The sequence below is a fragment of the Streptomyces sp. NPDC053755 genome, assembly GCF_040677675.1.
Classification (GTDB): Bacteria; Actinomycetota; Actinomycetes; order Streptomycetales; family Streptomycetaceae; genus Streptomyces.
This window is the reverse complement of the sequence record NZ_JBFASK010000002.1, coordinates 171,916-188,102: the sequence shown is the minus strand read 5'-3', so window position 1 is coordinate 188,102 and position 16,187 is coordinate 171,916. Positions and strand designations below refer to the sequence as shown.

The following is a 16,187-nucleotide window of genomic DNA, read 5'->3' as shown; positions in this document are numbered from 1 at the left end:
CGCCGACACTCCGACGGGCCCGAGCGCCCCGGCCGGGACACCTGGTCGCGGTCGGCGAGGATTCGCATCGGAACCTGAACGCCTGTCCCGGCGGCCGTGGTCACGGGGCGCGTTCACCGCCGGGACCACGGTCCGTCAGGTCAGCGGGTCGGCCCGACCAACTTCTCGGCCTCGTCGCGGAGGCCTTTGATCGCCGTCAGGGCCGCTTCACGCTCGGCTTTGATGTCCGAGCCCCGCTTCGTGAGACCGCTGAGCGACCGTTCCACCTCGGTGATCCACTCGCTCAGGTACCGCTCACCGGCATCGGTGAGAGCGGTCCGCTGTTCGCGCGCTTTCTCGTCGAAGTGATCCTTGATCTGCTTCCGCCGTTTGTTGAGCGCCATCCACTTGCTCTGGTCCTGCGCGACGCTCGTCAGGTCCATCAACGGCCCCGTGACTGCCAGCACCCACTGCACCTTGCGGGCCGTACCGGCTACCTTGCCGGCCGCCTTGGTCTTGCCCCACGGTTTGAACTTCTCCGCGCCGTTGGTGACTTTCCCTCCGGCGTCGAGAATCTTCCGGCCCACCCGGTTCTTGCTGAGCTTTTCCACGACGGCGGAGGCCGCGCTTCCCGGCCCGTTACCGCCGTCCGCGATCTTCCCGATCCACTCGCCCGCCTTCTCGGTACCCACCTTCGCGGCCTTCTTCGCCGCTTCCTTGACCCCCTGCGTCAACGGTGGCGTGCCATCCGGGGACCCGTCGAACGTCGTCTCGCGTGCTTCGAGGTCGTTCACCCAGGATTCAGGCTCGGGCACACCGGTTCCGTACTCGGCGACCAGCGCGTCGAACGCCGTCCTCACCGACGAAGAGAAGCTCGCGTCGAACTCATTGCTCGCACGCTCCAGTTCCTCCTGGACGGCACGAGTGACGCGGTCGGGGAAGACTTCGTCCTTCTCCGAGACGCCGGCAGCGGCCCTGTCTCCGGCCGTCGTGATCCTGGAAGCGACGACTTCGCTCTCTCTCACCAGGGCGCTCAGCACACGCTCCTTCGCCCGGTAGACCGACTCCTCGACCTTCTTCGCGCTCTCCGCGGCATCGAGTTCCTCGCCGTCCAGCACCCACTGCCGCTCGGCGTCCGCCAGCACTCGAAGGAGTTCGAAGGCCTGAGCCTTGGGCCGGACACCGCTGACACCGGGCGCGGTCATTCTCCGCAACTCGGCCGCCAGAGCGTCGATACCGCTCTCCGCGACAAGCCACTGTCGCTGATCGGACGAGAGAGTGGGGTCATGGAGCGCGTCGATGTAGTCGCGTGCGTCGGTGGGGACGATCGGGACGCGGTCGGCGAAAGGCCCGAGGCGCCCGCGGATCTCGTCGAGGACGACATCGCGATCGCTGTTCTCGGCGTTCATCTTGTTGACGACGACCACACTCCGGTCAGCGAACCCGTCAGCGTCGAGAGCTTGCAGAATCGTCCTGGTCTCTGCTTCGCCCGGCAGTTCGCTCGTTGTCACGATCATCAGCGCGTCCGCACCACGTACGCCGCCCCGCGCCGCATCGGCGTGCCCGTCGATACCCGACAGCGTCCCGGGCAGGTCGACCAGCGTCGCTCCGTTCCACTCGTACGACGTCGCCTCGTGCGTCTTGGGCGCCGCGTCGACGAGATCGACGATGTCGGCCGACGGGAGCCGGAGCAGTGCCGCGACGAGCGTGGACTTCCCCGCGCTGTACGGGCCCAGCAGTGCGATCCGCAGCGGGCTCGTGTCCGCACGAGGCAGGCTCGTGGTCAGGGCGCGAGTGCGAGGGTGAGCGCCCAGGACCTCTTCGGCACGTGCGGCCAGCGCGAGTACGAGAGCGCTTCGGCCCCCGTCGATCGTGGGCGCGTCGACCGGACCACCGTCAGCCATCTGTGTTCCCTTCGGTTCCTTCGAGGGTGCCGAGCCATCCGAGATCCGCGCGGATCTCGATCCGTTCGGTGAGGACGTCCACGAACTGGTCCCGCAGACACGACCGCACGTCCGCGACGCGGGACGCGTCGGCCCAGACACGAAGTTCGACTCCCGGCGTCCGACGTGCCCGACGGATCGCCGCCGGGTCCCCTCCCGCGAGAGCCAGGAGCCGGCGCGCCAGGACGAGGTCGATCGCGTCGAGGGCGGACCGCACGGCCGTCCGCAGCCCGCAGAGTCGCTCGAACCGCTCCCGCGTGACCCTGATGTCCGCGGACCGTGCCTCGAACCGGGCATCGATCTGAGCCGTCGCGTCATCGGTGATACGAGCCGACCATGCCGCAAGTCCGTCGAACAGGTCATCGAGGCAGGCCTCAGCCTCGGTCGTGGTCGTGCTGGTCCACCCGTCCTTCGCCCGCCGCGCGCGGGCAACCTCACCGCTCACCGCTTTCGCCGCTCCGGCCAGGCCCTCCACCGCGTAGACCAACGTCGCCGCGGGAGGGGGGACCGCGAGCTTCTTGGGGATCCCCTTGGCGGCGACAGAGCCCAGAAGGGCCGTCGCCGCCCCCTTGACGGCCGCCGTGCCCAGGCTCGCGGCCTGCTCCTTCAGATCAGGACGCGGTCGTACACGCGGCTGCGCGTCGTCCTGATGGTCCGTGGCGCTCGCCCGCACGCGCAGAAGCATCCCCCGTTTCCGCGCCTCCTGCTCGAACGTGTCCCCGAGACCGGAGAGAAGTCCCTCCAGGTCCAAACCGGTGACGAAGTCGCTCCACCGCTGCGCGTCAGCCACGCCGCCCAGGTCCCGAACCACCTCCGGCACCCGCTCCTTGGCGCGGTGGCGCTCGGCTTCGAGTAGGTCACGCGTGTCCCGGCCCGCTGTCCGGAAGGCTTCCAGCGACTCTGCCCGGTCACGCGGCGTCGAGCATGCGAGTTCGGCAAGCGCGAGATCGATCCCGGGGAGTTCCTCGATCAGCCGGTCGTGGAACGCCGCGAGCGGCGCCCGCACGTCCTCGGCCAGGCGAACCGCACGAAGCGGAATCGCACGGTCGGCCAGGAGCCGGGTGAGGGACTGCTCCAGCTCGGGCAACCTGCTCGCCCGAAGGGCCCTGTCCCCCAGCTCGCGGTCCGCCGTGGACAACGCTTCGTGCGCGGCACCGGAGTGGACCGGGAGGACGACGGGCGCCGTGACGCCGACCGCTGCGGAGACCTGCTCGATCCGAACCGTGTGACCCGTCGCCGACGCGAACTCTCTCTCCGGATCCTTGGCGAAACGCTCAAGACGGTGCGGTTCGTCGACCTTTCCCTTCACATTGACGACAGCGAGCAGAGGTTTCCCCGTGAGGAGGAGTCGCTGGAGCTCGGCGGACTCCTCCTCACGCAGCGTGTCGGCGTAGTTCCATATCACCGCGTCGGCGCTGTCGCACGCGGCCCGAGCACGCGTGGCGTCGAGGTCGTCGTCCTTCGCGGCGACGCCGGGCGTGTCGAGGTACGTCACAGAGCCGACGTGGAACGCGGAGGTCTCCCGCGTGGTGCGATGCGCCCCTCGCCCGATCCCGGTCCGGTCCGCCTCACGGGTCAGCGCTTTGCGCAGCGTGGTCTTCCCGGACTTGGTCCTTCCCGCGATGGCCACGCGCAGCCTGCCTCTCGCCATGGGCATGCCCCGTACGGCATCGCGCAGTTCGCGTTCGAGCGCTCCGATGCGGCGGATGACCCCGACGAGGCCCTCGCTCTCGATCGCGTGCGCGGAGTACGGCGCTCGCGAAGGACGAGCCTCGGCCTCCTCCCGGAGAGCGGTCTGGATATCGCGGTAGGCCGATCGGCTCGTGTCCACCGCCCCGGACGCGAGCTCGCCGACCAGGGCCCTGAGGGCCTCGCGGTGATCCGGTTCGGTTCGCCACAGGTCCATGGCCGCCGCCACGCGGTCGAACGACTCGACGTTCTTCGTGTACCAGGACTCGAACGCCCGCAACTCGTTGACATCGGTCCGGGAGGCGACCGCCAGCAGCCCCGCCGTGAGCCGTGCGGCCGAGCTCGCGGCGGGCGCGGCCGGAGACACGGCCGTGTTCACGGGCGCCGTCGCGAGCCCATGCCCGATCACCGCCCGCACGCTGTCGTCCGCGAGCATATCCACCGTACTTCCGGACACGGCACCGGTGTCACGGACCTCGATCGCCCAGAGCAGAGCGTCACGTCGATCCGACCTGAACCCGAACCGCGCGTCCGGTGCGAGCCAGCGCCACCACTGCGGCCGCTCGGACAGGACCGCCTCGTACGACTCCTCCGCGGCGACGAAGTCCCGCACCTTCTCCAGCAGCGACACCAGCTCCCGGTTCCGCAGATTCCAGGCCGCCGCAGCACTGTGCCTGAGCACGAGCTCGCGCGCCTCCGCCGCCTTCCGGCCTCCTCGTCGACGACCGAGGTCGGCCAGCGCGGGTTCGATGTCGATCTCACGGATCGAGCGCCAGATCTCCTCGGGCCATTCCCGGTCCGCACGACGACACGGCTCCAGGACTTCGGGCAGCAGCCGCTCCGCGGCCGCCACCGCCGCGGCGTCCACCCGAAGCGCTTCCACCGGCACGCCTTCCAGCGCCTGGAGATGAGTCCGCAGTCCTTCCAGCCGCTTCAGTTCCCGAAGGGATCTACCCCCGTCCGGCGCCGGAGTCCGGCCTCCAGCCCTTGTCAGGCGGGCCAGCTCGTGCTCCTCGACGCACGCCGCCACCGCGTCGGACACCCACGAAAGGGTGCTCCCGGACGGCGGCAGGCCGGCACACCCACGCGCCTGGGCGACCATGTCCACCTCTTTGGCGAATCGCTGGAGCGCGGCCGGCCCGACCATGGCATCCACCCCCAACGGCTCGAGCAGGAGCGCCAGCATCTCGGCTCTGAGGCTCGTCCTGTCGTTCACCGCCCCGCCAGTCATCACTACTCCTCGTGAGGGCGGTGGTACCTGAACTCGGGCAGTGGATCTGGGCTCGGAGGAATCAGGGCCCGCGACTGCTGGAACGCCTCCGCTCGTACGATCCGATGACGGGGTGGTACGCAGGTGCGCGGCGTGAAGACCCACATGCCCTGGGTCAGGGTGGCCCCGAGCACCCGCTCCTTGTCCCGCAACCAGGTGTACCTGCCTTGCAGTTCGGCGTAGTTGTCGTTGGTGACGACGATTCCGTCCGTGTCCTGCGCGATCGCCGTGACCAGCGCGTCACCCTTGCCCTCGGTTCCGGCCGGGGGCTGGATGAGGTTCCCTGTAGCGAGCGCAGAGTCCACCGCGGCGCGTTCCTCCTCTGCGACCTTGTGCCGGAAGGTGGCGTCGACGACCACGTGGAGCACTGCATCGGGATACCGCGATGCCAGGGCGTCGCGCGCGGACAGCAGTTGGGCGTAGGAGGGCCGGTCGTCCCTGCCGTATACACCGGGTCGTCGGGGCGACCTGCCGATCCACGCCAGGTTGGATCCGTCGACCACGAGCGCCTTGGAAGCCGAGCCCGCGGATCGCCTCCGCGTCTGCGTCGGCAGGAGCGTGGTGACCGTGTTGCCCGCGAGCAGATCATCGAGTTCCTTGCGCACCGCCGGCGTCGGACCACCGGAGCTGAAGCTCTTGATCTCCTCGTTCAGCACTTCCTCGCCGGTGCGTTCAAGGGTCGCCTTGACGTGCAGGAGCCCGTTGGTGTCGTACGTGTACTCCAGCAGGAAGCGGGAGTCCTCGCGGGCCCGGGGATTCTGGTAGGTGAGGCGGAGGTCCGTCAGCTGCACGTTGTCAGCGTGGTCGAGGGGACGGTCGGGGTCTCCTTCCCAGATCTCCACGGCAAGGCTGCGTGCGTTGTCCCGGCGAGGCGTGTAGCTCTTGCGCTCCTTCCACGGCAGGGGTGAGTTGCGCGGGATGATCTGGCTGAACGCCCGCTGTCCGGAGTCGTCCGTGACGACCGTGCCCAGGGCGTGACTCGTCGCCACCTGGATCACGCCGTCAGCTTCCCCCGACAGCACGGCTGCCGCGATGGAGGCGCCTCGGGCGACCGCAGTCATGGGATCGCACAGATCGACCTCGACGGGCTGCTGCTGCATGACCTCGGCGACGGCGGTCCGGACGCTCGGGATCTGGCTCGTGCCACCGATCATCAGCACCGCGTCCACATCCAGGGGCGCCATGTGAAGGTCGCTGAGGCACTGCTGAACCGGTGCGAGAGCGCGGTCCACGAGGTCGGTGACGGCGTCCTCCAACTCCCCCTGCCACACCTCGACGGTGTCGCCGTCCGGAGTCCTGATGGTGACGGACTCCTCGGAGGACAGGCGGATCTTGCTGCGCTCCACGTCCAGCCCGAACTGCCGCTCCTGCGCGGGCGTCCACGCCGATCGCGCCGGAGACCGTTCGAGGACGAGGTCACGCAGGCGGCGATCGATCTCCAGGCCCCCCAGCTCGGTCACACCCCGTGAAGCAAGCTCCTCGAAGAACCCGTCCTGGTAGTCGAGCACGGTGACATCGATCGTGCCGCCACCCCAGTCGAAGACGAGGATGGTGCGAGCCTCTCGCAGCTCGTGCACGTACGAGATCGCCGCCGCGGTCGGCTCGTTGAGCAGCGCCAGGACCTCGATGCCGGCGAACCGCGCGGCGGCGCGCGTGCGGTAGCGGGCGGCTCCCGTGGCGTTGGCGGGCACGGTGATCACGGCCTGGTCGATGGCGGTGAGGTTGTGCTCCGCGCCCTTGCGCATGGCCTGGAAGACACCGGCCGCCACCGTCGTGGCCGCGAACCTGCGGCCGTGGATCGTGACGTACTCGTCGCTCTTGAGCAGTCGCTTGCAGGCCTCGGCCGCCTCTTCGGAGCGGAGCTTGGCCTCCCAGCCGAACAACGCTCCCCGGCGCAGTGAGCTCATGCCCACTACCGACGGGAAGAGGTACTCGAAGCCGGGATGACGCCAGTCGGCGTCGATGTGGTGGGCGTCCAGCGACAGCACGTCGACGTCATCGCCCAGCCACTGGGCCACCACGGAGTTGGTGGTACCGAAATCGATTCCGGTCGCGGTCACATGCCCTCCCCGTTCGCGGCGTCGTCGCTCCCGGCCGAGTCGCCCGCTCCGTCCGGGGCGGCCAGGCGGCGCAGCTGCCCGGCGAGCACCAGTTTTCCGGTGGCCTGGTCCACGTAAGCCGGACGCAGCACCTCGAACGCCTCACCGTCGCCTTCCACCACCACGAAGAGCTCGTGCTCGCCGTCAGGCGCGTCCACGCACCGCACTCCCTGGTCCAGCAGGGCGGCACGGATGCCCCTCCGCAGCGAGTTGGCGTTCTGCTTGGGCGCGCCGGCGAGCAGATCGACCTCGACCATCCGGGCCACGTACTCCTCCCGGGAGCGGAACGCCTCCAGAACGGCCTGGCGCAGGGCAGCCGCCACAGCGGTCTGCGTCGGCATCTCCTCCTCCGGGACAGCGGTCAGGAGCTCGGTCGCCCGCTCGGTGAAACGTGCAAGCATCATGTGGGGGCTGAGCAGTTCCTCGGGGCGGTAGGTGCGCGGGGAGTCTGCGGGGAGTCGGCGGGAAGCCTGCGCAGGGGCAGCAGGGGCATCGGCCTCCGCTCGCCGCTTGTCCCGACGATGCTTGAGGCCGTTGTTCCCCTTGGCAGGAACCCGCTTGGGAACCACCGAGGTCTTCCGCTGGCTGCGGGGCACCTTCTTCACGGTGTGTGCGTCCTTGCGTTGCGATCGGGGCGCCGGGGCGCGCTGAGCAGGTGCGGCAGCAGATCCGCCACCGCCCGCTGCCGCACGAGCGCCAGGCCTTCGGGAGAATGAGATGTCGTTCGCCTGGTCAGGGGGGTCAGGGGCGGGACCAACGTGACCGGCACCTCGTCCGGAAGCTCGAACACGTCCAGGTCGAGCGGCAGCACGAAGAAGCCAGACCAGTCCTCGTCACGCTCGGCGTCCCTGATGCGTTTCATCGCGCTGTTGAGCTGCGCGCTCATGTCCACATCACGCACATGCTCCCGGCGGAGGTCCCGGTACCGGGTCGTCCAACTCGGTGCGCCGTGCGGCAGCCCGAGGTCGAGATAGGGGTTGGAGGCCGCCGGTCTGTCGTTGCGGGAAACCGCCTGACGCCGCCGGAGCATACGAAGGTTGGACTCCGCCCGCTCGTGCGCGTCGCGGATGCCTTCCAGGACCAGGGACGCGGCATCGAGTTCCTCTCGGAGCAGCAGCGTGTACGCGTGGAAGTTGAGGGCCTCGGCCCGGCAGGCCGGGTCAGCGGACTCGTACGACACCAGCTTGTCGATCTGAGCGGAGGCACGTGCGAGGTCGTTCATGCACAGCAGGTCGTAGGCCTGACGCAGAGCCATGAGTGCGTGCAGCGGCGAGCGCGATGGGTTGACGGCCGCCTTGGGCTCCCACAGAGCGAAAATGAGCCGCCACAACCCCCGGTCCTCCCATATGTCCCGGTCCCAGTTGCCGACCGCGACCCCGTCCAGGAGCCGGCGCAGTCGGAGCACCAGGTCACGGGGCAGCTCCCGTTCCAGCTCCTTCACGACCGAGGCGTCGCCGTCGGCGACCCGCTCCAGGAGGTCGTAGACGTCACCGGCCGAGGACAGCGGCTCGCCCCCGGCGAGGAAGGCGCTCCGCCGCTCCCGGGCCGTCCACTGCAGCGCGGACGCCTGCTCGTCGGTCACCTGGTCGGGGACCAGCCGGGCCTTGAGGTACGCGTGATCCGTCTCCTCCGCCCGGTACTGCCAGGGCTGGTGCTCGGGGCCGACCACTCCGGCGTCGATCAGGTCGTCGAGGACGCTCAGCGGTATCCAGGGGAGCACCCGCGGCAGCATCCGGGGCGGGAAGGCGGCCGGACTCTCCGCCGCGAACGCGGCGAGGAGAGCGAAAGCCCCAGAGGGGTCCTCGCTCCCGGAGACGGCGACGGTGTCGTCGCCCGCCGTCAGCGCGGTAAGCCGTTGCTCCCCGGTTTCGGACAGCCACAGGAAGCCGCCCGCGTGCACCTCCGTGAGCGTCGCGGCGACCGCGGCCGGGTCGGCCCGTTCGAGTACGGCCCGGACAGCGGGCAGCAGCCGGTCGTCCGGTTCGTCGCGCAGGGCGTCGGTCAGTGCGTCATGCGCGACGTCGTGAGCCGTGTCGCGCGCGAAGTCGGCGAGTCGCCGGAGCAGGGTGTGGGCGCGCGGCACCGCCTGGGCTCCGAGCACCCCCACCTTCCGCCATCTGCGTACGGTGAACCCGTCGATTCCCGAGTCCGCGCTCTGAGCCTCCCTGCGCTCCCTGAGCGCCCGCAGCCGCTCCCGCTCCCGCGCGACCGCCTCGGCCCGTGCCCCGGCCGGCGGCGGACTCGTCACTCTCCGGTTCCTTCGTGGCGGGGGCCGTGGCCGGGGGGCGGGGTGAGGGTGGAGGTGTAGTTCTCGCCGTCCACGAGGGGGTTGGTCAGGCTGACGCCGGCCGCCGCCATCCGGTCGTACTCGGCGAGGATGAGGTCCTTGGTGCGGTAGGTGCCGTACTTGGCTTCGTCCTTGCGCTTGACGATGGGGAAGGTGTCGAGGATGTAGTCGACGTCGTCGCGGGTGATGCCGTAGAGGTGGAAGAAGAGGGCGTCGAGTTCGGCGCGCATGACGATCCGGCGACCGTTCTCCCAGATGAAGGGGGCGCCTGTGTCCCCAAGGTCGCGAGCAAGGGAGGTCAGGTCGAGAGCAGTAAAGCTGAGCTCAAGAACTCGCCCCTCGATAAATCGCCGATGAACCGCCAACGTTTCGGGTGCCGGCAGAGGAAGCTGCTTCACATAGCCAAACCTGAGGTGCAGGCCCGCGACTTTCTGTCGAGCGACGTAGTCGAAAGCGAAGGAGTTCAGAGCTCCCACAACCAAGTGCTTATCAGCACAGTGAAGAATTGGCAGCGTATCACCAGCCGCAGCCCGTGGAATAACTGAGGAGATAACCGTTCGCTCATTTGTAGGGCTAGTTACGTCACAAAATGCCGCCAACCAGGCAGAATTACCGACCTGCTCCTGTACCAGCTTCTCCGAAACCCAGGCGTTTGGAATCGGAACACGAGAGCAGTCAGCATGCTCGACCTCTGAAATATAGCGAGGCTGATTCTTGCGAACGGTGGCGGTATCACTCTTAACGACATCCGCTGAACGATGATCGTACATGCCCACCATCTTCGCCTCATACAAAGGAAGCATTCGATCCGAAAGCCCACTGAAGATGTTGCCTTGAAGCTCGCCACCTGCACTCTTCAGTTGATCTTTGTCGCGAAAAACTTCAGACACCGAGTTCATCATGAACATCAGCTGCAGCTTGATTCCCCACGGGTTTCCACCTGTGACACCGTCATGCGTGACAACCTGATTCCTCCGATAGATACCCAGTGTGATCTCGGCATCGCGACGGGACCGGAACACCGGGCTCGTTCTAGTGTTGGGATTCAGGAGAGCGATCTCCTCGGGTGCGAGCGTGAACACCTTCTCCTGGTCGTCCAGTTCAGCCGGTTCATGAAGGAAGAAAGCGAATCGAGCCGCGGGCTCGCCCAGGTCCCGGCCCGTCAGGGACAGGATGCTGAACTTCATGCGAGAGTCCACGGCCGGGAACAGGGCAGCCCGGTTCTCAAAGTCGTACAGCGCCGCAATCGAACGGCTCTCCACAAGGTCGCGAAAAAAGTACTGATTAAACGAATCTGTCGCGATACCCGACGGGACGATCTGGCCACTACGTCCCCTAGGTGCCGTCACCAGACGAGCATGCTCCGCAAAGAGAGAGTAGGTGTTGAGCCGACCGAAAGCTGTCAGCGGAAAGCGCGTAGAAGCATGGACAAAGTGCTTGAATCCGTCATTCCGGCGCTGCTCCTCAGCGAACTGCGAGTGGAGCTCCGGTTCCTCCGCTTCCAGAAGCCTGATCGCGCGATTGCGGGCAGTCATGTTGGCCGCCTGGGCAATCTCCGGTCGACGGGACGCGAAGAACTCCCGCGCATCGACCTGAACCTGGTCCCACGGCGGGTTCCCCAGCACGCAGTCGAACCCGCCGGCCCACCCCGTCGCCTCGTCGATCCCGGCGCCCGACTCCGGAACCGTGAACACCTCCGGGAACTCCAGGTGCCAATGGAAGAAGCGGTACTGCGTCCGCAGCCGCACGATCTCGTCGTGCGTCGACTGCGGGGCCGCGTCCGACGACGGGTCCTGGAGGTTACGGAAGACCTCCTCCGTAACCGCCATCGGGGCGTCGGCCTTCTTCTGCCACATGAAGGCGGCGCACCAGGCGTCGGCCGCGTGCAGGGCGCGGACGTACTCCGTCGACTCCGCCCAGTCCTGGTAGGTAGCCTGCTGGCGGCGTACTTGGGCCAGGGTGTCCGAGGAGGCGCCCGTGATGCGGCGCAGGCCCGTCGCGAAGACCGTGTTCGCGATCTTCGCCTCGCCGTCGAGGTCGAAGAGGCCCCGCTGACCGCCCCGTTCCGCCTTGTTCTGGCGCTCCAGGGTCTTGGCGTACTTCTTGTCGTCGCCCTCGATCGGCTTGAACGCCTCGTCCGGGATCCCGCCTCGCAGCAGCGACGGCGTCGCCCCAATCAGTGCGTTGCCGTGCTTCACGTGAGCGTCCAGGAAGCCGAGCGGCTTGCCCGGTTCCAGGGCCTCCAGCCACAGCGACACCTTGGCCAGTTCGACGGCCATCGGGTTGAGGTCGACGCCGTAGACGCACCGCGCCACGACCTCGTGCAGCGCGTGGCGGACGGCCTCAAGCGTGGGCTCCGGGTTACGTTCCCGTACCGCCGCCACCCGCTTCGCGATCCGCCGCGACGCCGCCACCAGGAAGTGACCCGAGCCGCAGGCCGGGTCGCAGACCGTCAGGGAAAGGAGTTCGCGGACGATCGCGTCCGACGGGTCCGGGTCGCCCGCCGCGCTCGCCGTCTGCTCGCCGCGCTTGACCGCGTCGTCCAGGACCGGGTCCAGGGCGGAGTCAAGGAGGCATTCGATGAGCGAGGACGGGGTGTAGTACGAGCCCGTCGTCTTCCTCGTGTTGCCGGCCAGCTCCACCAGCTCGAAGGTCCGGTCGGCCGCGCTGTGCTGCGGGACCAGTTCGAGCAGGGACTCGTAGATCGAGCCCAGCTCCTCGGCGTCCAGGTGGCGGTAGTCGACCGTGCGCCACCGCCGCGAGCCCGCGTCCCGGACCTGGGAGAGGTGGCGTACGGCCGTGAGGAGGTACTCGTTCGAGAGGGACAGGCCCTTCAGTGGGGCGTCCGTCTCCGTCTCGTCGAAGATGCCGCCGAGGCCCGGCAGGCCCAGTTCCGGGCGGCCGTTCTCGTCGCCGAGGGCGTCCAGGACGATCCGGAGGGCCTGGTAGAGGTCGCCGTGGGCGGTGCCCCGGCGGCGACGGGCGTGGGCGCGCAGGCGAGCCGAGGAGAAGTACGACGCATAACGCTCCCGCGCCTGCTCCGTCGCCTCCTTGCCGTGCAGCACATCGCGGTCTTCCGCCACGAAGACGAACAGCAGGCGATAAACGAGCCGCAGCAGCGCGCCGTGGAGGGCCTTGACGTCCGTGTCCTCGCGCAGGGCCGTGTTCGCCGGATGGCGCAGGAAGCCCGTGCCCAGGGTGGTGATGGCCTCCTGGACGCCCTTGCGGAGCTGGTCCAGGGCCCGCGTGCCCGACGCGATCGCCTCCGTGCGCCACTTCTCCAGCCAGCAGGCGGACGGGGCTGCGCCCTCCGCCACCGCGAAGCGGGAGACGTGCAGCAGGCGGTACAGGAGCACGAACTCGCTGAAGAGTTCGCCGTCGAAGATGGCTTCGAGGTCGAACTCGACGTACGAGGCGGTGGCGAGCGCGCTGGAGTCGCGCAGGATCCGGAGCTGCCGGCCGTTGGTGAGGACGCCCCACAGATGGGCCTCCGTGCGGTTCAGGCACTCCTGGACCAGGGACTGGGGACGGACCGTGCCCGTTCCCCCCACCTGCTTGTCAAGGTGCGCGTTCCAGGCCGTCATGTGGAGGAGGGCGTGGTTCCAGCGGTGGCTGATGGGGAAGACGCGGTCGGGGTCGCTGTCCGCCGGGATGCCGGTGGCACCGATCGGGGTCAGGCGGCCGAAGCCCAGCTCGGCGAAGAGCGGTTCCAGCCACTGGGAGACGGCCAGGCCGGTCGGGTCGGCAGGGGTCTCGGCATCCGGAGCGACCGGCAGCTTCTCGCGCAGTTCGCGCCAGACGGACTTCAGGTAGTCCCAGTGGCGTTCGGCCTCGTCGCGTACGGAACGGGCGCCGATGACCTGGTAGTCGGCGGGGGCGGAGCCCTTGACGTCCTTGCCGTCGGCGATGCGGAGCAGCATGTCGGCAGGGAGCAGGCCGCCGACGGTGTGGACGGCGGAGAAGACCTGGTTGCGGGTGGTGGCGGACATCAGACGGCGGCCTCTCCGGACGCGGCGGGCAGGTAGACGTAGACGCCGAGGACGTCGGCCGGCTTCTGGGCGGTGACCCGCAGGCCCCGGACGATCTCGTCGGAGGCGCGGCGGACCCGCCGGTGGGACTCGTGGAGTTCGGCGGAGAGGGTGTCGCCGTACTGCTCCAAGTGGTCGGTGACGGCCGAGAGCTGGCCGAGGACCCGGGTCATCATGTGCTCACCGTGGTCGGGGTCGACACTGTCGGCGGCCTGGGCGGCGAGGAGGGCATGGGCCTGGTCCTCGGGCAGCCACACGGCGTTCTTCGGAGAGCCCTGGAAGGCGAGGAGGCGGGCGTCCTCGGCGACGAGCTGCTTCTCCCCCTGCCGGGAGGGCAGCGTGAGGTGGAAGCGGTAGCGGACGAGGAGCAGGGTCGTGCGGGTGTCGACGGCGCGGGTGGAGACGACACCACAGCGGCGGGCCGGGCGGCGGCCGTCGGCCTGGCTGTCGAGGGCGGAGTTCAGGACGTGGGCGGCGATGGCACCGACGACGGGGTCGGTGCGGACGAGGGCGGCCTCGCCCCGGGCCACGGCCGAGGTCGTACGGAACGGGATGGGGCGGGCGCCTTCGACGGCGGCGGAGCCGACGACGGGGGCGAGGGCGTCGCGCAGGCCGGCGGAGGTGCCGCTGACCTCGGCGGTGAAGTCGCCGGAGCCGTCGCCCGCCTCCACCAGGTGGGCTTCCAGTGCCGCGAGGGAGGTCCGTACGAAGTCGTTCACCTCGTCGGCGCGGCCGAGGGTGTCGCGGATGGCGAGGACCTCGCGGGCGACCTCCTCCGGGTGGATGGAGCGCTGGGCGAACCGGGAGCGGGAGCGGGTCTCGCGTTCGGCCGCCGACTTCCAGTCGGCCTCCAGGTCGGCGAAGCTCTGCTGGAAGGAGTCTGCCTCGAAGAGGGTGCCCTGCTCGCCCTCCCGGCCGCGCAGCAGCAGCCACTCCACGATGGCGTCGGTGACGCCGGAGGAGGTCTCGTCGGGGACGGAGACGGAGATGCCGAGGTCCTTCTTGATCTGGCGGTGCTTCTTGATGAGGACGTCGAGGACCTTGCCGTCGATGCCGTTGTCGCTGCCGTACAGGGTGATGACCCGGACCTCGTCGCGCTGCTGCCCGTAGCGGTCGACGCGGCCCTCGCGCTGGTCGTGGCGGGTGGGGTTCCAGGCGAGGTCGTAGTGGACGACGGCGTCGAAGCGGTGCTGGAGGTTGACGCCCTCGGAGAGGCAGTCGGTGGCGACGAGGACGCGGCGGGCGGCGGGGTCCTGCCCGGCCTCCTCCGCCAGCTCCTCGATCCGCTCGATGCGCTGCTGGGGCGAGAGGGTGCCGGTGACGGCGCGGACGACGGTCTTCTTGCCGAGCTTGCCGCCCAGGTGCTCGGCGACGTACTCGGCGGTGGGGATGTAGCGGCAGAAGACGATCGGGTGGTAGCCGTCGGCGAGCAGCGCCTTGAGGTGTTTGACCAGGGCCTTCAGCTTGAGGTCGCCTTCCGGGCCCTCCAGGGCGGCGGCCCGGTCGGCGAGTTCGGCGAGGCGGGCGCCCGCGTCGTCGGTCTCGGCGCCGGGGGCCACGTCCATGCCCTCCAGACTGTCGCTGTCGGCCGCGTCGCGGGTGAGGGGCGCGCCGAAGCGGTCGGCTTCCTCGGCGCTGGCGGCGGCCGCGGCGGCGGAGCGCGTACGGAGGGTCTGGGCGGCGGCGCGCGGGGAGGAGACGAGGGAGCGGAGCAGGGCGATCGCGGACCACCAGGCGATACGGGCCTCGCGCTTGCCCTGGCTGCCGGCGGCCTCGACGCGCTCGCTCGCATAGGCGATGGCGTCGTCGAGGAGGGCGCGGTAGGCCGGTGACAGCTTGTAGGTCTCGTCCTTGAAGAAGCGGTCGGACGGGAACGCGGTCCGCTCGGCCAGGCTGTCGTCGCCGAGGCCGTCCTCGGTCGTCAGGTACTGGCGTACGTCGGCGCGCTTGCGCTGGACGAAGTGCTGGGCGAGGAGTCGTCGGCCCCGGTCGGAGTCCAGGTCCGTGCCTGCCAGTTCGGGCCTGACCAGGCCGAGAAGGTTGCGGAAGGCGGACTCCTTGCCGCTGTGCGGGGTGGCGGTCACGAGGAGCAGGTGACGCTCGGCGTCCTCGGCTACGCGGCGCAGCAGCTCGTAGCGGAGCTGGTTCTGCGTGGAGGTGGTGTCGTCGGCGACGACGCAGGTGTGAGCCTCGTCGACGATCACCAGGTCGGGGCAGTGCTTGACGAAGTCGTCGCGGTGGCGGGTGGACTTGATGAAGTCGGTGGAGACGATGACGTGGGGGTACTTGTCGAAGAGCGACTGCCCCAGGTCCAGGCCGCGCTCCAGGCGGGAGACAGTGGAGGCGAGGACGAGTTCGGCGTCGAGGCCGAACTTGGTGCGCAGCTCCTCCTGCCACTGCTCGGCGAGGGCCGGTGAGCAGAGGACGGCAAGGCCGCGTGCCTCGCCCTGGGCGAGGAGTTCGCTCGCGATGAGGCCGGCCTCGACGGTCTTGCCGATACCGACGTCGTCGGAGATGAGGAGCCGTACGGTGCTCTGCCGCAGCGCCATGAGGAGCGGGACGAGCTGGTAGGCGCGGGGTTCGACGGCGATGCCGGCGAGAGAACGGAAGGGGCCGGCTCCGGAGCGGAAGCCGATGCGGAGGGCGGAGCGCAGCAGCCCGGCGGCGCGGTGGTCGCCGAGGTCGGCGGCGGACGGCGGGGCGAACTCGGCGCCTCTGACGTCCTCGAAGGCGGGGAAGACGGCGGCGATGTCGTCGTCGGAACCGCCGAGCGGGCGCAGGACGAGCATGTCGGGGGCGCTCTCGGGGAGCACGACCCATTCGCGGCCTCGGGCGGTGACCAGGGAACCGGCGGGGTAGGTGAGCGTCATCGGGTGAGTCCTCGGGGTCCTC

The 16,187-nt window shown here is 69.3% G+C and carries 7 protein-coding genes; all 7 read right to left on the bottom strand.

Going from position 1 to position 16,187, the window contains the following annotated elements; translation table 11 throughout:
* Nucleotides 1-140 precede the first annotated feature (140 nt).
* Nucleotides 141-1,883 carry a GTPase gene (locus AB0K65_RS03590; protein WP_365713923.1) on the bottom strand — a complete coding sequence of 581 codons (1,743 nt, stop codon included), beginning with the start codon at nucleotides 1,881-1,883 and terminating at the stop codon, nucleotides 141-143.
* Entirely contained in the window at nucleotides 1,876-4,842 is a 2,967-nt protein-coding gene (locus AB0K65_RS03585; RefSeq protein WP_365713921.1) for a GTPase, read from the bottom strand. The genes AB0K65_RS03590 and AB0K65_RS03585 overlap by 8 nt, the downstream gene beginning before the upstream one ends.
* Before the next feature lie 2 nt (nucleotides 4,843-4,844).
* Nucleotides 4,845-6,941 carry an Hsp70 family protein gene (locus AB0K65_RS03580; RefSeq protein WP_365713919.1) on the bottom strand — a complete coding sequence of 699 codons (2,097 nt, stop codon included), beginning with the start codon at nucleotides 6,939-6,941 and terminating at the stop codon, nucleotides 4,845-4,847.
* Entirely contained in the window at nucleotides 6,938-7,384 is a 447-nt protein-coding gene (locus AB0K65_RS03575) for a hypothetical protein (protein ID WP_365713917.1), read from the bottom strand. The genes AB0K65_RS03580 and AB0K65_RS03575 overlap by 4 nt, the downstream gene beginning before the upstream one ends.
* Nucleotides 7,385-7,581: 197 nt before the next feature.
* A complete protein-coding gene (locus AB0K65_RS03570; RefSeq protein WP_365713915.1) occupies nucleotides 7,582-9,228 on the bottom strand; it encodes a hypothetical protein in 1,647 nt (548 codons plus the stop codon).
* Nucleotides 9,225-13,256, bottom strand: a complete 4,032-nt coding sequence (locus AB0K65_RS03565; protein WP_365713913.1) for a DNA methyltransferase — start codon at nucleotides 13,254-13,256, stop codon at nucleotides 9,225-9,227. Before AB0K65_RS03565 ends, AB0K65_RS03570 begins: the two co-directional genes overlap by 4 nt.
* On the bottom strand, nucleotides 13,256-16,165 hold the full coding sequence (locus AB0K65_RS03560; RefSeq protein WP_365713911.1) for a DEAD/DEAH box helicase: 2,910 nt from the start codon (nucleotides 16,163-16,165) through the stop codon (nucleotides 13,256-13,258). The genes AB0K65_RS03565 and AB0K65_RS03560 overlap by 1 nt, the downstream gene beginning before the upstream one ends.
* Nucleotides 16,166-16,187: the final 22 nt, after the last annotated feature.